This is a genomic window from Mycolicibacterium insubricum (genome assembly GCF_010731615.1).
Lineage (GTDB): Bacteria > Actinomycetota > Actinomycetes > Mycobacteriales > Mycobacteriaceae > Mycobacterium > Mycobacterium insubricum.
On sequence record NZ_AP022618.1, the window covers coordinates 995761 to 1017696 of the forward strand.

The window sequence follows — 21936 nt, forward strand, 5'->3', positions numbered from 1 at the left end:
ATCAGGGGTGGGCGTGCCGTGGGGTGGCCAGGACGGCGGCGATGGCGGTCGTCAACGGCACCGACAATGCCAGCGCAATCCCGCCCACCGCAGATCGGGTGATCTCGATCGCCACCGACTCCGAGGTCAGCACATCCGACAGTGACCGCCCGGCCACGCTGAACAACAGCAACAAAGGCAGCGCGCTACCGGCATAGGCCAGCACCAGCGTGTAGACCGTCGAGGCGATGTGGTCGCTGCCGACGCGCATGGCGGAGCCGAAAATCGTCCGCCGCGAACGGTCTCCGCCGACGGCGGCCAACTCGAACACCGCCGACGCCTGGGTGATCGTCACGTCGTTGAGCACACCGAGGGAGCCGATGATGAAACCGGCCAGCAGCAGTCCGGTGATCGATACGTGCCCCATGTACTGGGCGACCTCGTTGTTCTGATCCTCCGACAATCCGGTCAGATGCACGAATTTGATAGCGGCCCAGGACAACCCGGCCGACAGCAACAGTGCTGTCAACGTTCCCAACAACGCCGCGCTGGTGCGCAGGCTCACCCCGTGCGCCAGGTAGATGACGGCGAACAGGATCGCCGCCGACGCCACCAGCGCCACCGGAATCGCCGGCGCCCCGTCGCGCAGGGCAGGCAGCAGAAACACCACCAGCACCGCGAACGCCACCAATATGCCGACCAGCGCACGGAATCCGCGCCAGCGGGCCACCGCGACGATCACCACCGCGAACACCAGGGCCAGCAGCGCCAGCGGCAACCCGCGCTCGTAGTCGTAGAAGCCGTAGCTGGTCGCGCCCCCGTCGTCAACGGCCCGGATAACCCGAATATGTTCCCCGGCAGCAAGATTTGGCTGGCCCGGGCCCGGGGTGAATTCCAGCATGGTCTCCGCGCCCTGGTTCGGGCCCGAGGTCAGCGACACGACGGCCTGCACGCACTGCCCGCTGCCGGGCTGCCCGGGCCGCGGCGTGCCGGTGATCACCCGCCCGCCAGACGGACTGCCGCAATCGGCCATGCGCGTCGACGACACCGTCGCGGCCTCGGTGCTCACCGCGCCGCCGGAACCGTTCTGGAACGGCAGCGGGATGTCGACCTTGGCGCCGGTGGGCCACAGCACGACGGCCCCGATCACCACGGCCAGCCCGATCGCCGCCAACAGCCCCACCACGATCCGCGCGGCCAGCGGCCCCAGCGGCGACGGCCCGTCCAACGAGTGGGAGTGGGAGTGGTGGCTCACGGGCAACAGGGTAGCGGTGGTTACTGCTGGTAGTTCACAAGGAAGTTGCCCAGCCGCTCGATCGCCGCCGACAGGTCCCGTGCCCAGGGCAGCGTCACGATCCGCAGGTGGTCGGTGGCCGGCCAGTTGAAACCGGTGCCCTGGGTGACCAGGATCTTCTCCTGCAGCAGCAGATCCAGCACCAGCTGCTCGTCGCTCTGGATCTCATACACCTCGGGGTCCAGGCGCGGGAAGGCGTACAGCGCACCGCGCGGCGCGACGCAGGAAACACCCGGAATCGCGTTGAGCGCCGCGGTCGCGACGTCGCGCTGTTCCAGCAGCCGTCCGCCGGGTAGCACCAGGTCGTCGATGCTCTGATGCCCGCCGAGGGCAACCTGAATGGCATGCTGCGCAGGCACATTCGGGCACAGGCGCATATTGGCCAGCAGGCTCAGGCCTTCGATGAAGCTCGACGCGTGCTCCTTGGGCCCGGTGATGGCCAGCCAGCCCGACCGGTAACCGGCCACCCGATAGGCCTTGGACAGACCGTTGAAGGTCAGCGTCAGCACGTCGTGGGCGAGGCTCGCCATCGAGACGTGCTGGGCGTCGTCGTAGAGGATCTTGTCGTAGATCTCGTCGGCCAGGATCATCAGCTGGTGCCGCCGCGCCAGGTCGGCGATCTCGCTGAGCACCTCGCGGGTGTACACCGCGCCGGTCGGGTTGTTCGGGTTGATCACCACGACGGCCTTGGTGCGGTCGGTGATCTTGGACTCCAGGTCGGCGATGTCGGGCTGCCAGCCCTGGGTCTCGTCGCACAGGTAGTGCACGGGGGTGCCGCCGGCCAGCGCCGTCGTCGCCGTCCACAGCGGGTAGTCCGGCGCCGGGATCAGCACCTCGTCGCCGTTGTTGAGCAGGGCCTGCATGGTCATGGTGATGAGCTCGGACACCCCGTTGCCGAGGAACACGTCGTCGACGTCGAAGCGGGGGAACTCGTCGATCAGTTCGTAGCGGGTGACGACGGCACGGCGCGCGCTCAGGATGCCCTTGGAGTCGGAGTAGCCCTGGGCGTAGGGGAGGGCCTGGATCATGTCGCGCATGATGACGTCGGGCGCCTCGAACCCGAACGGCGCGGGGTTGCCGATGTTCAGCTTGAGGATGCGGTGACCTTCGGCCTCCAGCCGGGCAGCGTGGTCGTGGATCGGTCCGCGGATCTCATAGAGCACGTTCTGCAACTTGGTGGACTGCATGAACTCGCGCTGCCGCTGATGGGTATGCGGCGAGGGCAGCTGATGGGTGGTCACGCGTTCGATTCTCCCACGGGTGTCCATCGGGTTTTCCGAGGTTGCGGTGGGCAGCGTTCCGGGTTCGATTCGGTGACAACCTGGCCACAACATCGTCGACGGGCCCGTTGAGCAGCGGTTTCGCCCGTTTCGGGCGCTATCTTCGCGAGGTGGACATCTCCTCTGCTTTCCGCGCGCGTACCCTCGGCCCGCGTGTGTTCGGCTGCCTGGCTGTGGCGGGTATCACCGCGGTGATGGGCGCCGGTATCGCGCTGGCCGACGACGCGATCAACGGCGTCTTCGCGATGGACGGGGCCGACCTGTCCCAGGTGACGGTGAACACCACCTGCGGGCCCGACGGCTGCTCCGGCACCGCCCAGAGCAACGTCGGCTGGATTGCTCCGATCGCCCTCGACCACGGGGTCTGGCGCTTCCAGTACACCCGGCCCGACGCCTTCATCTGCCCGAACGGCAACTATGCGCCGGTGACGGTGTACTACGCGGTCAACCCGCAGACCAAGCAGGGCGTGATGTCGGCCGACTCCAACGGTGAGTGCCCGGGCGGCGTCGTCCAGCAGACCATGTTCAGCTTCCATCAGGTGGCCTGAACCGCCCCCTCTCGTCGAACTTGGAGCGGAATCAACTCGTCCGGTGAGTTCGTCCGGTGAGTAAAGTGCCACGGTCGGCGAGGGAGTGGTCGTTGACGACGGCGCCAAGCGGGCGAGAGCACCAAGAGCCAGAAAAAGGGCGGGACCGGTAAGGTCCCGCCCCTTTTGTGGGCTGTTGCGGTTAGCGTTTGCCGGGCCGACGGGCGCCGGGGGCCAGACCGAGCCCGACGACGGGCTTGGCCGGCTCGGCGGGTGCGCTCGGCGCCGCGGGAGCGGCGGCCTCGGCGGGTTCAGCGGCCGGAGCCTCCGCGGGTGCCTCGGCCGGAGCTTCGGCCGGTGCCGCAGCGGGGGCGGCCGGAGCGGCGGGCTTCTTGGCTCCCGGACGACGGGCACCGGCGGCCATGCCGAGCCCCTTGACCGGCACCGCGTCCGCAGCCGGCTTCTCGGCGGCCGGAGCCTCCGAAGCAGCGGGAGCTTCCGGAGCAGCCGGAGCAGCAGCGGGAGCGGCGGCAGCCGGGGCAGCCTTCTTGGCACCCGGGCGCTTGGCCCCACCGGCCATTCCGAGGCCCTTGACGGGCGCGGACGGGGCGGCAGGCGCAGCGGCCTCAGCCGCAGGAGCGGCCTCGGCGGCCGGAGCTGCAGCAGCCGGGGCGGCCTTCTTGGCGCCCGGACGCTTGGCGGCACCGGCCATCCCCAGACCCTTGACCGGGGCAGCCGGCGCGGCAGCCTCGGCGGCCGGAGCTGCAGCGGCCGGGGCGGCCTTCTTGGCGCCCGGACGCTTGGCGGCACCGGCCATCCCCAGACCCTTGACCGGAGCGGCGGCGGCCGGCGCGGCAGCCGGGGCGGCGGCCTCGGCCTTGACCGGCTCAGGTGCAGCCTCGGGCTCGGGCGCGGCCTCGGGTTCCGGCTTGGGCTTGGCGGCTTCGCGGGCAGCGGCCTCCTCCGCGGCGGTGCCCTTGGCCGGCAGCGTGACGCTGGACAGGTCCAGCGAGCTCAGCAGCAGCTGGGCCACGTCGAGCACCTCGACCTTATCCACCTCGCGGCTGGCGGCCACGTCGTCGACGCCGTCGCTCATCATCACGCGGCAGAACGGGCAGCCGGTGGCGATGGTCGTCGCACCGGTGTCCATGGCCTCTTCGGTGCGCTCGACGTTGACGCGCTTGCCGATGTGCTCTTCCATCCACATCCGGGCACCACCGGCACCACAGCACAGCGCGCGGTCGGCGTGCCGCGGCATCTCGGTCAGCTTCACGCCGGAGTCGTCGAGCAGCTCACGCGGCGCCTCGTACACCTTGTTGTGCCGGCCCAGGAAGCACGGGTCGTGGTAGGTGACGTCCTGGCCGACGGGGTTGACCGGGATCAGCTTCTTGTCGCGCACCAGCTTGTTGAGTAGCTGGGTGTGGTGCAGCACGGTGTAGTTGGCGCCGAGCTGACGGTACTCGCGGCCGACGGTGTTGAAGCAGTGCGGGCAGGTGGTGACGATCTTGCGGTCGACGGTCTCCACGCCCTCGAACAGCTCGTTGATGGTCTCCACGTTCTGCGCGGCGAGCTGCTGGAACAGGAACTCGTTGCCCGAGCGCCGGGCCGAGTCGCCGGTACAGGTCTCGCCGGTGCCCAGGACCAGGAACTTCACGCCCGCGGCGGCCAGCAGCTCGGCCGTCGCCTTGGTGGTCTTCTTGGCCCGGTCCTCGTACGCGCCGGCGCAGCCCACCCAGAACAGGTACTCGAAGCCCTCGAACGACTCGACGTCCTGGCCGTAGACGGGCACGTCGAAATCGACCTCGTCGATCCAGGTGGTGCGCTCCTTGGCGTTCTGGCCCCAGGGGTTGCCCTTGGTCTCCAAGTTCTTGAACAGCACGCCCAGCTCGGAGGGGAACTCCGACTCGACCATCACCTGGTAGCGGCGCATATCGACGATGTGGTCGATGTGCTCGATGTCCACCGGGCACTGCTCGACGCACGCGCCGCAGTTGGTGCAGCTCCACAGCACGTCGGGATCGATGACGCCACCCTGCTCGGCGGTGCCGACCAGCGGGCGCAGCGCCTGCCCGGGGCCCGATCCGGCGATCCGGATGAAGCCGTCCTCGGGGACGCCGTGGCCGTGCGGGAACTCGTCGTGCGCGAAGTCGACCGAGCCCTCCGGCGGCATCGGCTTGCCCTCGATGATGTAGGGAGCCTTGGCGAACAGGTGGTCGCGCAGGTTCATCATGAGCAGCTTCGGCGACAGCGGCTTGCCGGTGTTCCACGCCGGGCACTGCGACTGGCATCGCCCGCACTCGGTGCAGGTGGCCATGTCGAGGTTGCCCTTCCAGGTGAAGTCCTCGATCCGGCCGCGACCGAACACCGCATCCTCGGCGGGATCGTCGAAGTCGATCAGTGCGCCCTTGTACTCCATCGGCAGCAGCGGGCCCAGCGCGTTGGGCAGCCGCTTGAAGGTGACGTTGACCGGGGCCAGGCCGATGTGCAGGTGCTTGGAGTGCAGCACGATCAGCAGGAACGCCAGCATGACGCCCAGGTGCGCCAGCAGCGCGATGGTTTCGATCCACACATTGGTGGTCACCGAGAAGTTGCCCAGCAGCTTGGCCATGAACTCCGAGGCGAAGGCGCCGCCGCGGCTGTAGGGGAAGTCCTCCTTGAGCACGATCATCGACGCGCCGCGCAACGGGAGGTAGGTCGCGATGACGAAGAAGATCATGATGAGGATCTCCCACGCGCCGCCGTTGTGCGAGCCGTAGAACCGGGACTGGCGGCCGAGCTTCTCGGGGTTTTTCCGGATGCGGATGATCGCGAACACGATGATGCCGACCAGCACCGCGACGGCGAAGAAGTCCTGCAGGAAGCCCAGGATTGGTGAGCGGCCGATGAACGGGATGTGGAACTTGGGGTCGATCAGCACGCCGAAGGCCTCGAGGTACACCGTGGACAGGACGAAGAAGCCCCACATGGTGAAGAAATGCGCCAGGCCGGGGATCGACCACTTCAGCAGCTTCGTCTGAGCGAAGACCTCTTTGTTCTGGTTGATCATCCGCCGCACGAACTCGTTCTTGCGGCCCTTCTCGTCCTTGACGGTCTGACCGGAGCTGATCAGCTTGGTCAGCCACAGCACGCGCTTGACGGCGAAGTAACCGACGACGACTGCGGCAATCGCCGTGATGATCAACCGGCTGTGCTGAAGGGTTTCTTCGAGATGTTCGAGGTTCGATCCGTCTGCGAGGTACACGAAACGCCTCCGTCCGCCTGTTACTCAAGGGTAACTTAGGCATGGTTACTCGCCGGTAACTTAACTTCTATCAGCTCATACTGACATTTAGGAGATTCTTAGCGCTAGCTAGGATTGCCTAACTTGCTAGCGGCTGTGTCGCACCTCTCAGTGCAACAGGGGTCCCTCAGGCACCCAGCATTGCGCGCAGCATGGACAGCATTTCACTGCGCGATTCCGCGCCGAGCCGCCGCCGGATCCGCGCCACGTGGTGCTCGACAGTCTTCGCGGAGATGAACAACTGCGCCCCGATGTCGCGATACGGCATGCCCAACAGCAAGAGTTCGGCCACCTCCCGCTCCCGATCCGACAGGGCCGCCGGCCGCGCCGGCTCCGGGATTCCCGACGGGACCGTACCCGGCTCGGGGTCCTCCGCGGCGGGAGCGTCGAACTCGTCGGTGTTCTGTTTGAGGTCACGGGCCAGCGCCAGCATGGCCGTCGACACCCGCGGATCGTCGGTGCCCAGGGCGGCCTGGCCGGTCAGCCGGGTGGCATCCCAGGTCAGCCCGAACTGCGCCAGCCCCCGGGCCGCGGCGGCCACCTCCGCCGGGTCGACCTGACGGGCCAACACCCGCAGCCAGGCGCGTCCGGCCGCGGCCAGGGCGCGGGCGAAGTCACTGCCGGCCGAGGCGGCGGCCAGCGCCGCGGCGTGCGGGGCCATCGCGTCGGGATTGTTGGCCAGGATCGCCGCGTGCACCCCGGCCCAGTGCAGCGGCAGCGACCAGGCCGGGGGATCGCCGAGGGCGCCCAGCAGCCCGAACGCCGTCCGCAGCGGATGACGCAGCCGGTCGGCCTGGCGCATCCGCACCCCGGCCACCCACAGCTCGCCCAGCGGCAGCAGCGTGAACACGTCCACCGAGTACTCGGCGAGCAGGTCGACAGCGACCGAAAAATCCCGGTGCAGCGCCCCGGCGTCGCCGCTGCGCCGCGCGATCCCGGTCCGCAGCGCCGCCGCCCACAGCGCATCGCGCCGGTGCAGCCCGGTGTGCGGGGCCAGCGCCGCGGCGGCGACGAGGTTCCCGTCGACCAGCCAGGTCCAGGCCGTCAGTAACGCGTGGCGCGGCGCGAACAGTTCGGCCGGCGCGGCGTCGCGGGACAGCACCCCGCGGGCGCGCGCCGGATCGCCGGAGTGCAGCGCGGCCAGTGCGACGACGGCGGCCGGGTCGTCGGGCAGCGCCACCGTCGGCGCCGCGCCGACCGACTGGCCGAACAGGGCCAGCGCGGCGTCGTATCCGGATTCCACGCTGGTGCGCAGCCCGGCCGCCAGGTTGCGCGCGGCCCGGGCGGCCGAGGTGGGCACCGTCGCCTCGGCGGGTGCCGCGGTGGCCCGCAGCGCGGGCAGGTTCCCGGCGGCCAGTGCGACGACGGCCGCCGCCGCGCCGACCTCGGGGTCGGTCGCGGTGCCCGGCTCGGTCCCGCGCAGCCAGTCGAACAGTTCGGCGGCCGCAGCAGTGTTCCCGTCGTGACAGGCCACCGCGGCGGCCACCCGGACGGCGTCGGCGCGGGTGCCCGGGTCGGCCAGCAGCCCGTCGGCCACCGCGGCGGCCGCCGTGCAGTCGCCGGTCAGGGCCAGCGAATCGGCGAAGACGACGGTCGGATCGCTGGTCCCGGCGGCCAGCGCGGCCCGGTACAACCCGGCGGCCTGCTCGGGATGACCGGCCGTGACGGCGGACGACGCGGCGGTGCTCAGCCGCTCGGCCAGCCGCGGGTCCCGACGGCCGTGATCGGCCAGGGTGCGGGCCAGCGGCACGCCGAGAGTGCCGTGCGCGAGTTGGGATTCCAGCAGCGCGCTCTCCACCGCGTGGTGGCGCACCGCGCCGATCACCCCGCTGACCGCCTCGTGCAGCGCCGCGGGTGCGCGCAGCAGCCCGGTGCCGTGCGCGCGGTCGACGAGCTCGCGCGCCACCGCCGGCTCCAGGTCCAGCGCCGCGGCGATATCGGCCGGGCCGAGGCGGTCGTCGAGGGACAGCAGCGCCAGCGCGTCGAGCAGCGGTTCGTCGAGGCGGCGCAGCCGGTCGGGGTCGGGTGCACCGCGGGTCGGCAACACCAGCGCGGTCTGCTCGTGTTCCAGCACGTCGGTGAGCCGGCGCAGCTCCGGGCGCTGGCCCAGCGGCTGGGTGGCGACCACCACGGTTCGGTACGGATCGGCGGCGACGGTCACCAGCGCCGCGAGGGCGCCGTCGTCGAGCCGGTCGGCGTCATCGATGACCAGCGCCGATCCGCACGGTTCAAATCCCACCTCGGGGCGTACCTGGGTGACGACGGGCACTCCCGCGGCTCGCAGGCCGTCGCGCACCGCCGCCAGCACGGCGCTCTTCCCACTGCCGATACCCCCGGTGACCAGCAACTTCGCCGGATCCTGCGGATCGCGGAGCAGCTCGGCCACCCGGTCGGCGGCCCGCGGCGGCAGCTCACCGACGGCCGGATCGGTGATCACGGGAACAGACGACGCCTGGTCGGCCCCGAAGCCGCACCCCCGGTATCCGCCGTGGTCTGCGCCGTCGTCGGCGCCGGCGCAGAGGTCGGGGGTGTCGTGGGCGGAGTGGTCGGCGGCGTCGTCGGTGGCGTGGTGGGTGGGGTCGTGGTCGGTTGGGTGGTGGTCGTCGGCTGCGTCGTGGTGGTCGTCGTAGTGGGCTGAGTTGTCGTCGTGGTCGTTGTCGTCGTCGACTCCGTGGTCGATTCGGTGGTGGTGGTCGGCTCCGTCGTGGTGGGCTCGGGGCTGCTCGACGGCGGTGCGGTCGTCGTCGGTGGCGGCACCACCGAGCTGGCCACCGATCCGTTCTCGTCGGTGTAGGTCAGCGTCGCGCTCTCCTGCGGCTTCAGCGCCGTGGTGAGCACCGAGCCGTTGGGCAGCGTGATCGTCGTGGTGACCGGAGAGTTGTCCATCTCGCTGCCGGTCAGCGTGATGGCCAGACCCCCGGCCGAGGCCAGCGCGGCCGCCGCGGCGATCCCGAACAACACCGCCGGGCGCCGGTACCAGCGCAGCGGCGCGGCCGCCGGCTCCGGCTCCTCGGGCGGGGCGTCGAACTGCACCGGCGGGCGGGCACCCGTCGCGCCGACGGGGTAGTCCGGCCCGGAATAGGGGACCGGATCCGCGGCGCCGTCGGCATCCTCGGACCAGGCCAGACCGCGCGACGTCGCATCCGGGGCGTCCTCGCCGCCGGCATGCGTCGCCCAGCTCGCCGGGGCCATCCCGGTGGGCACCTCACCGGCGGCCGGGGCCAGACCCGTCGGCGCGCCGGCCTCGGCGACGGCCTGCGACAACCCGGTCTCCGCGCTCGCCTCGGCCACCAGGGGAGACAGCCCCGTCGGCGCACCCGCGGCGGCGATCGACGGCCCGGCGCCGTCGATCAGCTGCGGGGGCACCCCGCGCTCGGCGAGCCACCCGGCCCCGGCAGCGGCGGCCGAACCCGGGTCCGGAGTCGTCACGATCGGTGCCCGCAGCTCCTGCGACAGCCGCTCGGTGACCAGCGGAATCGCCGCACCGCCGCCGACGGTCGCCACCGCCGACAGCCGATCCGCCGGAATCCTGTTGTCCTGCAGCGCATCTCCGATCTCGTCGAGCAGACCCGCCAGCGGCTCGGCCAGCAGCGCTTCCAACTCGGCGCGGGTGAACCGCACGTCGGCGGCGCCCTCGGCGGAGATGACCGCGGCGGTGTCGGCCGACAACCGCTCCTTGGCCGTCCGGCACGCGGCGCGCAGCCGGGTCAGCGCGCCGACGGCGGCAGTGCCCATCGGGTCGGCACCGGCGGCTTGGGACTGCCCGGCCAGCACGGCGCTGAGCACCCCCTGATCGATCAGGTCACCGGAGAGCGACGAGCGCAGCACCGGGCCGATCGGGCGCATCCCGGCTGCGGCATCGGCCAGGGTCACCGTGGTGCCGGTGCCGCCCAGGTCCACCAGCACCACCACTCCGCTGCCGGGCAGGCCCGGGGCGTTGCCCAGTGCGGTCAGCGCCGCCGCGTTGTCCCGCACGATCTCGGTCGGGGCCCCCGAGCCGGACAGTGCGGGCCGGGCCTGTACCTGGGCGCGCAACGCCGACACCGCGGCCGGCCGCCAGTGCGCCGGGACCGCGATCACCATTCGCGGTGCGGGGCCGCCGGCGTCGCGGACCAGGGATTCCAGCGCGTCGGCCGCCAGCGTCGCGGCGTCGTGCGACGAGCCGTCGGGCGCGATCATCGGGACCCGGTCGCCGACCCGGTCGGTGAAACCCCACACCACCACGCCCGGTTCGCTCACCTTCGCGTTCTCCGTGGGCAGGCCCACCTCGGCGGGCCGGTGGCCGAACAGGGTGAGGACCGAACGCCGCCGCACGGGGGGACGACCGGTCCGGACGGCGACCATATTGGTGGCGCCGATCGACAGCCCGAGGGAATCCATGGGTACCTCATCCGTTGGCGTTGCGCGGTTGCCGTCCACCCTAGACGTACCCCTAAGGGTGGACAATCCCCTAACCGTACTTCCCCTAAGGGGTGCCACGGGGCGGCGGGGCGCAACCCGATCCCCTCGCAGCTTCCGGCGACCTAGGATTTCGGTGGTAACCCGCTGTGCATCGATTGAACGGAGTCCGTCATGGCAAATGAACTGCTGGACTTCGTCATGGGTCTGGTCCGCGACCCGGCCGCCGCCGCGAACTATCACGCCGACCCGGCCAAGGCCATCGCCGATGCGCATCTGACCGGGGTGACCAGTGCCGATGTCAACAACCTGATTCCCATGGTGTCCGATTCGGTGTCCATGGCGACGCCGGGATTTGGTCCGCCGGGGCTCGACAGCGTCCCGGTCGGGGGGTTGAACGCGGTGGACAGCAACGTCTGGTCCTCCGGCGCGGCGCACGCCGCCTTCGAGGCGTTCGACGCGCATGTGCCCGGCGTGGTGGCCGATCAGCTGCACACACCGGTCATCCAGGACCCGGGAGCGGTGTCCGGCGTGCTCGCGGCACCCGTCTCCGCGCTGCACGACGGCGGCGTGCAGCTGCCGTCGTTCGACTCATTCGACCAGGTGGGCGGCATCGGTACCGCGCTTCCGGACCCGGTGGACGCGCACCCGGCGGACCCGGTCTTCGAGGACTGGGCGCACCCGGCGCACGACGCCGGCCAGGTCGATCCCGGCCACGGCGGGTTCGACATCTTCGGTCACCAGTGATTCCCCTTGGGGGTGCCTGGGGATAGGCCCGCACAACGACGGCCCGACAGCGGAGTACCGCTGCCGGGCCGTCTCTTTTTGCTGCCTGGATACCTCTATTTACCTGCGGTTTCTCCCGTTCTCGGGGATTGTGCAGCCGGATTCGCAGTGCCCCCAATATGCCCCTAATCCCCTAACGTTTGGGCGTGGTACACCCCTAATGGGTGGTGCGGGATGACGGGTGGTAACCCCGTTTCGACACCGGTTGCGCGGTCATAACGTGTATTTCACAAGCCGAACCCCGGCAAGAGACCCGAAAGGAACTCCCATGAACGTCATCGACTGGATCCTGAACCTGTTCCGCGACCACAACGCCGCCAGCGCCTTCGTGATGGCCCCCGGCCAGGTCATGACCGACGCCGGTCTGGGCGGTATCTCCCCGGTTCAGCTGGCCTCGGTCGCCAGCACCGCGGTGCCCGGGCTGATGCTCGGCAGCGACCCGGTGGTCGGCCTGCAGCGCGCGGTGTCGAACTACCACGGCTTCGACAACGGCTACGGCTACAACGGGTTCTCCAACGGCTACAGCTACGCACAGCCCGCCGGCTACGCGCCGACCTATGCGCCCAACGTCGCCTCGCCGACCTGGGCGCCGCAGAACACCCTCGCCGCGCAGACCGACCTGGCCAGCCACAACTCCACCTCCTTCATGAGCCCGGACCAGTACGCCGGGGCCAACTCTCAGCAGGGCGGCTTCAACCTGGGCTTCGGCGACATCACCCTGGGCTCGAAGACCACCGCCAGCAACGGCGCCGCGGTGATCAACGGCAACAACCGCGGTGACATCGTCAGCGGCGACGGCGCGGTGCTGGGCAACGGCAACTCCGTCACCAACGGCGACACCTGGGCCGGCGCCGGCGCCAACGTCAACCAGGGCCACGGCGTCCTGCACTCCGTCGGCAACGACACCAACACCGGCAGCGGCTCGATGATCAAGGGCAACGACGGCCCGGTGCTGCAGAACGTCGACGCCAGCGGCGGCAACGGCGGCGCCGCGGGCGGCGGCAGTGGTAGCGGCGGCCTGCTGGGCGTCGGGATCGGCAACAGCAGCCACGGCGGCAACGCCGGCGGCGGCGGGATCACCTTCGTCAGCAAGGACACCGGAAACACCGTCGGCGGCGACCAATCACACGTCACCGGCGTCGGCAACTCGACCGCCAACCCGACGCACGTGGTGTCCCAGCCGCACAACACCGTGGTCAACGACTCCTACAACCCGTCGCACACCACGGCCGTCAGCTCGACCACCAACACCGGGTTCGACAACGGCAACCACGCGGTGCAGCCGACGCTGGGCAGCCTCGCCGGTCAGCCGGCGGTGGACCACTCCACCGTGCAGCCGGTGCTGGGCAACCACGCGGTCCAGCCGGTGATCGCCGCGCCGAGCCCCCTGCCGGTGCACAGCACTCAGCCGGTGCTGGGCACCAACCACGGGTACGACGCCAACGCCGGCTACCAGCCGCAGCCGAGCCACTCGGTGTACGACGGCGGGTCGAGCCACTCGGTGTTCGGCGGTGCGCATGTCGCCACCCCGGTGGCCGACGCCGGTGGGCACGCCGGCTTGACCGGCAGCGAGCACCACGGTCTGGGTCTGTAGCCGCCGGGCGGATCGGCGATGCTCGGTGGAGTGGTCGGGAGCGTAGCGAGTGCCCGCGGAGCCGAGGGGAAGCCGGGACCGACCGCGTCAAACCCAGCGATCAAACCCCGCGACGGCGGGGAGCCTCCCGGCTCCCCGCCGTTGTCGCGCCTACCGTGAACCGTGAACAGAGAGGTTTAGTCCCGTGACCCAACCGCAGGACCGGCGGCCCGTCGCGGTGATCGTCGAACTCATCGACCACACCGCCGCCATCGCCGCGCTGCACGACCGCCGCGACCTAGCCGAGCGGCTGGCCGCGGCCAAGGTCCGGATCAGCGACCCGCAGATCCGGGTGGTCATCGCCGGGCAGCTCAAACAGGGCAAGAGCCAGCTGCTCAACTCACTGCTGAACCTGCCGGTCGCCCGGGTCGGCGACGACGAGACCACCGCGCTGATCACCGTCGTCAGCTACGCCGACCAGCCGATCGCACGACTCGTCGTGGCACCCAGCCTGGGGGCGGCACCCGGTGTCCCCGAACCCGGGGCACCCGAGTACATCGACATTCCCATCGACGCCATCCGTACCGACCTGCGCCGGGCCCCGATCGCCCGCGGCCGCGAGGTACTGCGAGTGGAGGTCGGCGTGCCCAGCCCGCTGCTGCGCGGCGGCCTCACCTTTATCGATACCCCCGGCGTCGGCGGGCACGGCCAGCCGCACCTGTCGGCGACCCTGGGGCTGCTGCCCGACGCCGACGCCATGCTGATGATCAGCGACACCAGCCAGGAGTTCACCGAACCGGAGATGCGGTTCCTGCGGCAAGGCCAGCAACTGTGCCCGGTGACCGCCGTCATTGCCACCAAGACCGACCTGTACCCGCACTGGCGGGCGATCGTCGCGGCCAACACCGCGCACCTGCAGCGCGCCGGTGTCGACGTGCCGCTGATCCCCGCGTCGTCGCTGCTGCGCAGCCACGCGGTGTCCACCAACGACGCCGAACTCAACACCGAATCCAACTTCCCGGCCATCGTGTCGTTCCTGTCCGAACGGGTGCTGTCCCGAGAAACCGACCGGGTGCGCGACGCGGTACTGGCCGAAATCGCTTCGACGGCAGAACATCTCACCCTGGCGGTGGATGCCGAGCTGGCCGCGCTCGACGACCCGGACAGTGTCCGCCGGATCACCGAGGACCTGGAGCGACGCCAACAGGACGCCTCCGACGCGCTGGCGCACACCGCACTGTGGCAGCAGGTGCTCAACGACGGCATCGCCGATCTCACCGGCGACGTCGACCATGACCTGCGTGCCCGGTTCCGGGAGATCGTCAGCGACGCCGAAGCGGTGATCGACAGCTGCGACCCGACTGTGCACTGGGCCGAAATCGGTGCGCAGGTGCAGGATTCGGTGGCCACCGCCGTCGGCGACAACTTCGTCTTCGCCTACCGGCGCGCCGAGGCGCTGGCCGCCGAGGTCGCCCGCACCTTCACCGAGGTCGGGTTCGACGGCGTGGACATCCCCGAGGTCAACGCACGGGACATGGGTGCGGAATTCACCGGGCTCAAGGCCATCACCCGGCTGGAATCCAAACCGATCGGCTTCGGGCACAAGGCCGTCACCGGCTTGCGCGGCTCCTACGGCGGTGTGCTGATGTTCGGCATGCTGAGCTCGGTGGTCGGCCTGGGCATGTTCAACCCGCTGTCGCTGGGCGCCGGTCTGCTGTTGGGCCGCAAGGCCTACCGGGAGGACATGGAGAACCGGATGATGCGGGTGCGCAGCGAGGCCAAGACCAACCTGCGCAAATTCGTCGACGACGTGTCGTTCGTGGTCGGCAAGGAGTCCCGGGACCGGCTCAAGACCATCCAGCGCCAGCTGCGCGACCACTACCGCGATATCGCCAACGAGACCGCCCGCTCACTCAACGAGTCACTGCAGGCGACGCTGAACGCGGCCCGGCTGGAGGAGAACGAGCGCATCACCCGGGTCAACGAACTGTCCCGTCAGCGCAACATCCTCGGCCAGGTCAGCGACAACGTCGTCAACCTGCGGGCGCCACGGTAAGGCCACCCGGGGTCACGGTCCGGGTCAGGTTGATCCGCGGCCGTTGATGCGTGGTCTCGGAGCTGCTCGTCGTCGTGGTCGTGGTCGTGGTCGTGGTCGACGACGTTGTTGAGGTGGTGGTCTCGGACTCCGAGGTGGTCTCGGACTCCGACGATTCGGTGCTCGTCTCGTTGGGGGCGGCGACCTCGCTGGTGGAGATCGGCACGCTGGTGCTGTAAGTGGTGGTCTCCGGCGACGGGGTGATGAGCGACGGGGTGGTGGAGGAGACCGTCGATGCGATCACCCGCTGCGGCGGGGGAGGCGGCGCGTCCCACTCGTCGGACATCCGCACGACCAGCGCGAACAGCGTCACCACGACGATCAGCGCCAGGCCGCCGGCGGCGAACACCGCGGTTTGGGTCTGGTACCAGGGGCCCTCGTCGTCGTCCACGGCTCTCGACATTAGTTGACCGGACCGAGGCCGACGGCGCGCACAGCGAAACCCAGGCTCGCACGCGCCGTCGACGCCGGGCCGACACCGTAAACTCGCAACCGCAATGAGCACCAGCGATCAGGTGCGCGCCATCCTGGCCGCGACAACCCGTGCCTACCGGAGCGACCCGGCCTACCGGGGGCGTGACGGTCTGTTCGCCGAACTGGACCGGCTGTCCTGGCAGCTCAACCAGCCCATCCGCATCGCGCTGGCCGGCACCCTCAAGGCCGGCAAATCGACGCTGGTCAACGCGCTGGTCGGGGAGACGATCGCGCCGACCGACGCGACCGAGGCCACCCGCATCGTTACTTGGTTCCGCCACGGGCCCACCCCGAAGGTCACCGCCGTCGGGTACGACGGGCGCCGCACCCACCTGCCGATCATCCGCGCCGACGGGCTCAGCTTCGACTTCGGTGCGCTCGACGCCGCGGCGGTCAGCGTCCTGGACGTCGAATGGCCGGCCACCGAGCTGATCGGCGCCAGCATCATCGACACGCCGGGCACCTCGTCGCTGAACGCCGACGTCTCCCAGCGCACCCTGGCTCTGTTGGTACCCGACGACGGCGTGCCCCGGGTGGACGCGGTGGTGTTCCTGCTGCGCACCCTGAATGCCGCCGACATCGCGCTGCTGACCCAGATCGGTTCGTTGGTCGGCGGATCGGCCGGTGCGCTCGGCGTGATCGGGGTGGCCTCACGCGCCGACGAGATCGGGTCCGGCCGCATCGACGCCATGCTCTCTGCCCGCGACGTCGCCGCGCGGTTCACCGCCGAGATGGACAAGACCGGGATCTGCCAGGCCGTCGTCCCGGTGTCCGGGCTGCTGGCGCTGACCGCGCGGACCCTGCGCCAGGGCGAGTTCATCGCCCTGGAGAAGCTGGCCGGCGTCGAGGCCACGGTGCTGAACAAGGCCATGCTGAGCGTGGATCGATTTGTCCGCGAAGATGATTCACTGCCGGTGGACCCCGAGACGCGGGCGGCGCTACTGGACCGGTTCGGCATGTTCGGTATCCGCATCGCCATCACACTGCTGCGCGCCGGGATCACCGACTCGGTGGCGCTGGCCGACGAACTGCTGGAACGCAGCGGACTGGTCGCGCTGCGCGACGTCATCGACCAGCAGTTCGCCCAGCGCTCCGAGCTGCTCAAGGCGCACACCGCGCTGCTCGCGCTGCGACGGCTGGTGTCGGACAACCCGTTTCACGCCACCGCCGCGGTGATTGCCGACATCGACCCGCTGCTGGCCGACACCCACGCCTTCGAGGAGCTGCGCCTGCTGTCCCAGTTGCGTTCGCGATCAACCACATTGAACGACGACGAGGTGGCCTCGCTGCGGCGGATCATCGGCGGATCGGGCACCGACGCCGCCAGCCGGCTGGGTCTGACCCCCGACGTGCCCTACGACGGCCCGCGGGCCGCACTGGCCGCCGTCGGGCGCTGGCGCCGCCGCGCCGAGCATCCGCTCAACGATCCGTTCACCACCCGGGCGTGCCGGGCCGCAGTGCGCAGCGCCGAGGCACTGGTCGCCGACTACCGCGCGCGCGGTTAGCGGCCGCGGGGTTGGCGTTGGCCGCGGTCAACGCTCGCGGTTAGCGCTCCCCGCGCGGGAACAGCGTCGGGAGGTGACGGCTGGAGGTGACCGTCTCGGTCACGGTGCTGGTGCTGGTCACCGTCGACGGGGCCTCGGTCGTCGTGGTGGTGGCGGGCGGTTCCGTCGTCGTGGTCGGCGCCTCCGTCGTGGTCTGCGCCGGGGCCTCGGTGGTGGTTGGTGCCTCCGTGGCGGGTGCTTCGGTCGCCGGTGCTTCGGTGGCCGGTGCTTCGGTGGCGGGCGCTTCGGTGGCCGTGTTTGCCGGTGACTCCGCGGGCGCCTCGGTGCTGACCGGGGCCGACGTCGTGGCCGGGGCGTTCGACGGGTGCTGGTGATCCTTCTTGTCCGACGAGCCGGTCAGCGACACGATGCCGTAGATCGCCAGGGCCAGGATCAACGCGGCGACCGCGCCGATCGCCACCAACGCGGCGGGTTTGCGGAACCACGGCTGGGACTCGGGTGCTGGGTTGGCCTCGGTGGGAGCGCCGTAGTCGGCGCCATAACCCGAGTCGTAGCCGGCGTCGTAGCCGGCCGTGTTGGGTTCGGTGTACTCGCTGTAGGCCTGTCCGCCGGCGCCGTAGTCGGCGGCCTGAGTGGCATCGCCGTAGCTGGCGGCCTGCGTCGGCTCGCTGTAGCTGCCGTACTGGGTCGGCGCATTGTCAGGGTCGTCGGGGTATCCGTTGGCCACGGGAGCCGATAGTAACCGCCACAGCTGTGCCCTCCGGTGGCCGCAACCAAGCTGTGACGGGTCTGCGACCTTGGTTTCGGAGAGCCGTCGTCACCGGAGGCGGTCGAGCCAGGCCAGGCCGAAGCGAACGGCCAGGCCGAGGTTTCCGATCTGGCAGTGGTTGCCGGCATCTTCGTCGGCGGTGAAGACCCGCGTCGTCACCGATCGGGCACCGACCAGGTTCTCGGCCTGTCGAGACAGCTGGTGCAGCGGGACGTAATGGTCGTCCGCGCCGGCCAGCAGAAGAACGTCGCCGGTGACTCGATCCGAAATATCGCGGGTACTCGTCCCGCGCGCCGCCGTCAGGAAGTCGTATGCCGAGGCGGTTCCGGTGATGTGCATGCCCTGCTGGAGCCCCCAGGCCGAGACGGGCTTGTGCGCCGCGGCCACGCGTGCGGCGGCGTTGACCAGAGCCCGGGCGCGCAAGGCCAGCAACACCCGGACCCCGACAGCAGCTCCCCGGCCGATCTGGCGCGCAACCACCTCGAGTTCGTCGTCGAGGATGTCGAACGCGATGACCCGCTTCAGCCGCGGTTCGAACGCCGCAGCCCGCACGACCAGGCCGCCGCCGAGTGACACGCCGATGGCGGTGACGCCGTGGTCGATGCCGAAGTGATCCAGCACCGCGGCCACCGGCCGTTCCCACTCGGGCGTCATCGGGAGGCCGTGGTCCTCCAGCGCGCCGCCCTGGCCGGGGCCGTCGAAGGCGATCACCCGGTAGCCGGCGGCGGCCAGACCGGTGATCATCGGCAGGAACTCCTCGACGTAGCTGTCGAACCCGCCGAAGATCAGGACGGTGTCGTCGGGGGTTCCGGCCGGCCCGAGGTCATAGGCGGGAAGGGCGCCTCCCTGATAGGCGACGTCGGTGGGCTGCACCTGATACAGGCCACGCATGTCGGTGAGGAACCGGGCGCGGAAGCCGGGCCGTCGCGGATCGGTTGGGGCCATGAAGAATTCGGCCGCGCGCAGGAAGTACGCGGCGGCCAGGGTCCGCTGTTGGTCCCGGGCCTGCTCGGAAAGCGCCAGGAAACCGTCGATCCATTCGGGGTAGCCGTCGGCGCGCGCCGCGAGGGCGGCCACGCCGGGAATGGCCTCCGGGCCGATCCACTGCACCCACCGGTTGCACTGGAAGTTCAGGCTCGTATCCGGGTGGAAGGCGTGGTAGCCGATGACCGGCGCATCCGCTCTCCAGTCGAGGGCGCGTGCCTGCGGGTTGTCGGAGGGCGTCATGACCCCGACCTTATCGCAAGTTAACTTGCGATAGTATGGCGGTCGTGTCTGAGATGCGTCGCCTCGGCCGGCGCGGGGAAGCCCTCCGTCGTGCAGTGCTCGACGCTGCCATCGACGAGATTGTGGCGGGCGGCGCCGATGCGGCGACGGTGCTGAACATCTCCCGGCGCGCCGGCGTCCACGAGACGTCCGTCTATCGACGGTGGCAGACCCGCGAGAACCTGATCCTGGAGGCGTTGCTCGAGCGCAGTGGTCTCGACATCCCCGCGCCGGATACCGGATCGCTGCGCGGCGACCTGGTGGCGATCGCCCGGTCGGTGAGCGTTTTCATTCAGTCACCGGTTGGCCAGGCGCTGCAGCGCGCCGGAGCCCGGTCCGCTCCCGTCGATGACGAGGGTCTTCGGGCCTTCTGGCGCGCCCGCCGGGTGGCACTCGAGAGCGTCATAGACCGGGCGAAGGCTCGCGGCGAGCTCGAACAGGATGCCGATGGATCCCTGCTCGTCGAGGCGCTTGTGGCGCCGCTGCACTTCCGCATTCTGCTGAGTCGGGAGCCGATCGAGGCGGATCTCCCCGAACGATTGGCCGATCTGGTTCTGCGTGGAGCGCAGCGCGGCTGAGGGGCGGGTTCGCAGAATTCAGCGGAGCTGGCGGATGACCCCGTCGGCGAAGACCTCGAGGTGATCGAGGTCGGCCAGGTCCAGCACCTGCAGGTACACCCGCGCCACCCCGGCCTCGGCGAACGGGGTCAGCCGGTCGACGATCTCGTTCGGCGTGCCGACCAGCGGGGTGTTGGTGCGCAGCTCGTCGAGTTCACGCCCGATCGCGTCGGCGCGGCGGGTGACCTCGGCGTCGTCGCGGCCCGCGGCGACCACGAAGCAGGCCGAATACGTCATCGAGTCCGCGGCCCGTCCGGCCGCCGCGACGGCACCGGCCACCCGGTCGAACTGCGCGGCGATCACCTCGACCGTGCAGAACGGGACGTTGAACTCGTCGGCGAACCGGGCCGCCAGCCGCGGCGTGCGCGTGGGGCCCAGACCGCCGATGATGATCGGCGGGTGCGGGCGCTGCGCCGGTTTGGGCAGTGCGGGGGAGTCGGTGACGGTGTAGTGACGGCCGGCGTGGCTGAACGTTCCGGTCGCCGACCACAACCCGGTGAGGATCTCCAGCTGCTCCTCGAGGCGGTCGAAACGCTCACCCAGCGGCGGGAACGGAATGGCGTAGGCCTCGTGCTCCTTGGCGAACCAGCCCGCGCCGATACCGAAATCGACCCGGCCGTCGCTCATGTCGTCGACCTGGGCGACGGATATGGCCAGCGGCCCGGGGTGACGGAACGTCGCGGAGGTGACCATGGTGCCCAGCCGGATCCGACTGGTTTCGCGGGCCAGCGCGCCGAGGGTCACCCACGAGTCGGTCGGGCCGGGCAGCCCGTCGCCGCTCATCGCCACGTAGTGATCGGAGCGGAAGAACGCCGAATACCCCAGCGCCTCGGCGGCTTGGGCGACGGCCAGCTGATCGGCGTAGGAGGCGCCCTGCTGCGGTTCGACGAATACCCGGAAGTCCACGATTGCCAGGGTAGCCGGGGGATTCCGGCTCACCCGATGCAATGCGGGCGCAGAATCGGGGGATGGGAAAGGTTGCCCCGAAAGTGCGGATCAAACGGATCTACGACGACCCCGCTCCTGACGACGGAGCCCGGGTGCTGGTGGACCGGCTGTGGCCGCGCGGGATTTCCAAGGAGCGCGCCGAGCTGGAGGAATGGTGCAAACAGGTCGCGCCGTCCACCGAGCTGCGCAAGTGGTACAGCCACGACCCGGCCAAGTTCGCCGAGTTCGGCAAGCGCTACCGGGCGGAGCTGACCGATCCCGAGCACGCCGAGGCGCTGGCGCATCTAAGGGAGCTGGCCCGCGGTCCGCAGGGTCTGACGCTGCTGACCGCCAGCCGGGCGCTGGACATCTCCGAAGCGGCCGTGCTGGCCGAGCTGCTCAACAAGTAGGAACCGGGGCCGCTCTAGTCAGACCGATGGCAGTACCAAATGCTGACCTGTGGGGCGCTTCATTTGGATAATCCACACGAAGGCGCTCACAGGTCAGCATTTGGTACTGAATTTTCGGCGCGGAGCAGAGGGGCGCCAGAGTGGGCGGGCCGGGGCCGGTCAGAACGCCTGAACACCCTGGGTGGCGACCTGCATGCCGTGACCGGTGGTGTCGTTGGTGAATCGGGTGCCGTCGGAGGTGGCGTCGATGGTCCAACCGTTGGCCGAATAGGTCTGGTAGTCCAGTTTGACCACCGGGATGTCACCCAGGTTGCCGACCACCCAGGTCAGGGTTCCGCTGCCGTTCACGCTGACCCCGTTGGCCTTGAATCCGTCTTTCATCGGGGCATTGGCGAAGTCGGACTCGCAGGCCACGGAGGCGGTGGTCAGCTGGCAGCGGGTCTTGCCGGACTTGGTCTCGATGAACACCAGGCCCGATTCGTTGGCCGGCAGGGTCGTCGCCCCGGGTTTCGGCCCGGCGGTGGCCGTGGGGGGTGGGGCGGCACTTGGCGACGGCGCCGGTGTGGTCGGCGGATGTACCTCGGGCCGGGAGGTAGGGATCGTCGGTTCGGTCCCGGTGCCGCAACCCGGGCAGGTGGCGGTCCCGTCAACGACGGTGTTGCAGCCGGCCAGCGCTGCGGCGGCGATCGCGGCGCCGGCCACCGCCAGCCATACCTGCGTTGTGCGCACCCGCTGCTCCTCGAACTACTCCCGGCA

Annotated in this window: 17 protein-coding genes; 7 read left to right on the plus strand and 10 right to left on the minus strand. The window is 70.2% G+C overall.

The annotated features are described in order from the left end of the window. Position 1: 1 nt before the first annotated feature. Positions 2–1234, minus strand: a complete 1233-nt coding sequence (locus G6N16_RS04560) for a YibE/F family protein (protein WP_110810949.1) — start codon at positions 1232–1234, stop codon at positions 2–4. A gap of 20 nt (positions 1235–1254) precedes the next feature. Then, positions 1255–2541 (minus strand): pyridoxal phosphate-dependent aminotransferase, encoded by a 1287-nt coding sequence (locus tag G6N16_RS04565; RefSeq protein WP_083033131.1) that lies wholly within the window; start codon positions 2539–2541, stop codon positions 1255–1257. Between the two features lie 122 nt (positions 2542–2663). On the opposite strand from G6N16_RS04565, the gene G6N16_RS04570 reads away from it, so the two are divergent. Then, positions 2664–3101 carry a hypothetical protein gene (locus G6N16_RS04570; RefSeq protein WP_133052996.1) on the plus strand — a complete coding sequence of 146 codons (438 nt, stop codon included), beginning with the start codon at positions 2664–2666 and terminating at the stop codon, positions 3099–3101. A 181-nt stretch (positions 3102–3282) separates the two neighbouring features. On the opposite strand, the gene G6N16_RS04575 is transcribed toward G6N16_RS04570, so the two are convergent. The 3 genes from G6N16_RS04575 to G6N16_RS04585 all read right to left on the minus strand — a co-directional run bounded on the left by G6N16_RS04575 (position 3283) and on the right by G6N16_RS04585 (position 10740). After that, complete coding sequence (locus G6N16_RS04575; protein WP_083033128.1) at positions 3283–6321, minus strand: (Fe-S)-binding protein; 3039 nt, start codon at positions 6319–6321, stop codon at positions 3283–3285. A 166-nt stretch (positions 6322–6487) separates the two neighbouring features. After that, positions 6488–8797, minus strand: a complete 2310-nt coding sequence (gene iniR / locus G6N16_RS04580; RefSeq protein ID WP_234806001.1) for an isoniazid response ATPase/transcriptional regulator IniR — start codon at positions 8795–8797, stop codon at positions 6488–6490. After that, the gene (locus G6N16_RS04585) at positions 8794–10740 is read right to left on the minus strand and encodes an Hsp70 family protein (RefSeq protein WP_083033126.1); all 1947 of its coding nucleotides are present in this window, start codon (positions 10738–10740) and stop codon (positions 8794–8796) included. The genes iniR and G6N16_RS04585 overlap by 4 nt, the downstream gene beginning before the upstream one ends. A 192-nt stretch (positions 10741–10932) precedes the next feature. Here G6N16_RS04585 and G6N16_RS04590 point away from each other — a divergent pair, with 192 nt between their 5' ends. The 3 genes from G6N16_RS04590 (at position 10933) to G6N16_RS04600 (ending at position 15173) form a co-directional block, all read left to right on the plus strand. Then, positions 10933–11505, plus strand: coding sequence for an Rv0340 family IniB-related protein (locus G6N16_RS04590; RefSeq protein ID WP_083033124.1), 573 nt, complete (start codon positions 10933–10935; stop codon positions 11503–11505). Between the two features lie 307 nt (positions 11506–11812). After that, positions 11813–13138, plus strand: a complete 1326-nt coding sequence (locus G6N16_RS04595; RefSeq protein ID WP_083033123.1) for an IniB N-terminal domain-containing protein — start codon at positions 11813–11815, stop codon at positions 13136–13138. 184 nt (positions 13139–13322) lie between these two features. Continuing rightward, on the plus strand, positions 13323–15173 hold the full coding sequence (locus tag G6N16_RS04600; protein ID WP_083033121.1) for a dynamin-like GTPase family protein: 1851 nt from the start codon (positions 13323–13325) through the stop codon (positions 15171–15173). Here the strand turns inward: G6N16_RS04600 and G6N16_RS04605 are convergent. Next, on the minus strand, positions 15151–15603 hold the full coding sequence (locus G6N16_RS04605) for a hypothetical protein (protein ID WP_163787774.1): 453 nt from the start codon (positions 15601–15603) through the stop codon (positions 15151–15153). The genes G6N16_RS04600 and G6N16_RS04605 overlap by 23 nt on opposite strands. Positions 15604–15709: 106 nt before the next feature. Between G6N16_RS04605 and G6N16_RS04610 the strand changes: the two genes are divergently transcribed. Next, complete coding sequence (locus G6N16_RS04610; RefSeq protein WP_083030107.1) at positions 15710–17191, plus strand: dynamin family protein; 1482 nt, start codon at positions 15710–15712, stop codon at positions 17189–17191. A 40-nt stretch (positions 17192–17231) separates the two neighbouring features. Here G6N16_RS04610 and G6N16_RS04615 read toward each other — a convergent pair whose 3' ends face one another. Then, a complete protein-coding gene (locus tag G6N16_RS04615) occupies positions 17232–17918 on the minus strand; it encodes a hypothetical protein (protein WP_179961180.1) in 687 nt (228 codons plus the stop codon). Positions 17919–18008: 90 nt separating this feature from the next. Further along, positions 18009–19187, minus strand: a complete 1179-nt coding sequence (locus G6N16_RS04620; RefSeq protein ID WP_083030106.1) for an alpha/beta hydrolase — start codon at positions 19185–19187, stop codon at positions 18009–18011. Between the two features lie 53 nt (positions 19188–19240). Between G6N16_RS04620 and G6N16_RS04625 the strand changes: the two genes are divergently transcribed. Beyond that, positions 19241–19804, plus strand: coding sequence for a TetR/AcrR family transcriptional regulator (locus G6N16_RS04625; protein ID WP_083030121.1), 564 nt, complete (start codon positions 19241–19243; stop codon positions 19802–19804). An 18-nt stretch (positions 19805–19822) separates the two neighbouring features. Here the strand turns inward: G6N16_RS04625 and G6N16_RS04630 are convergent, their stop codons facing one another. Further along, complete coding sequence (locus G6N16_RS04630; RefSeq protein WP_179961181.1) at positions 19823–20749, minus strand: LLM class F420-dependent oxidoreductase; 927 nt, start codon at positions 20747–20749, stop codon at positions 19823–19825. A 62-nt stretch (positions 20750–20811) separates the two neighbouring features. On the opposite strand from G6N16_RS04630, the gene G6N16_RS04635 reads away from it, so the two are divergent. Further along, positions 20812–21180, plus strand: a complete 369-nt coding sequence (locus tag G6N16_RS04635; protein WP_083030105.1) for a DUF488 domain-containing protein — start codon at positions 20812–20814, stop codon at positions 21178–21180. A gap of 159 nt (positions 21181–21339) precedes the next feature. Here the strand turns inward: G6N16_RS04635 and G6N16_RS04640 are convergent, their stop codons facing one another. Next, the gene (locus tag G6N16_RS04640) at positions 21340–21909 is read right to left on the minus strand and encodes a hypothetical protein (protein WP_083030104.1); all 570 of its coding nucleotides are present in this window, start codon (positions 21907–21909) and stop codon (positions 21340–21342) included. Positions 21910–21936: the final 27 nt, after the last annotated feature.

Excerpts from the sequence above, each read along its gene's own strand:
- G6N16_RS04595 (WP_083033123.1), top strand. The coding sequence starts at position 11,813 with ATGAACGTCATCGACTGGATCCTGAACCTGTTCCGCGACCACAACGCC.
- G6N16_RS04590 (WP_083033124.1), top strand. The coding sequence starts at position 10,933 with ATGGCAAATGAACTGCTGGACTTCGTCATGGGTCTGGTCCGCGACCCG.
- G6N16_RS04565 (WP_083033131.1), bottom strand. The coding sequence starts at position 2,541 with ATGGACACCCGTGGGAGAATCGAACGCGTGACCACCCATCAGCTGCCC.
- G6N16_RS04610 (WP_083030107.1), top strand. The coding sequence starts at position 15,710 with ATGAGCACCAGCGATCAGGTGCGCGCCATCCTGGCCGCGACAACCCGT.
- G6N16_RS04620 (WP_083030106.1), bottom strand. The coding sequence starts at position 19,187 with ATGACGCCCTCCGACAACCCGCAGGCACGCGCCCTCGACTGGAGAGCG.
- G6N16_RS04585 (WP_083033126.1), bottom strand. The coding sequence starts at position 10,740 with ATGGATTCCCTCGGGCTGTCGATCGGCGCCACCAATATGGTCGCCGTC.
- G6N16_RS04625 (WP_083030121.1), top strand. The coding sequence starts at position 19,241 with ATGCGTCGCCTCGGCCGGCGCGGGGAAGCCCTCCGTCGTGCAGTGCTC.
- G6N16_RS04635 (WP_083030105.1), top strand. The coding sequence starts at position 20,812 with ATGGGAAAGGTTGCCCCGAAAGTGCGGATCAAACGGATCTACGACGAC.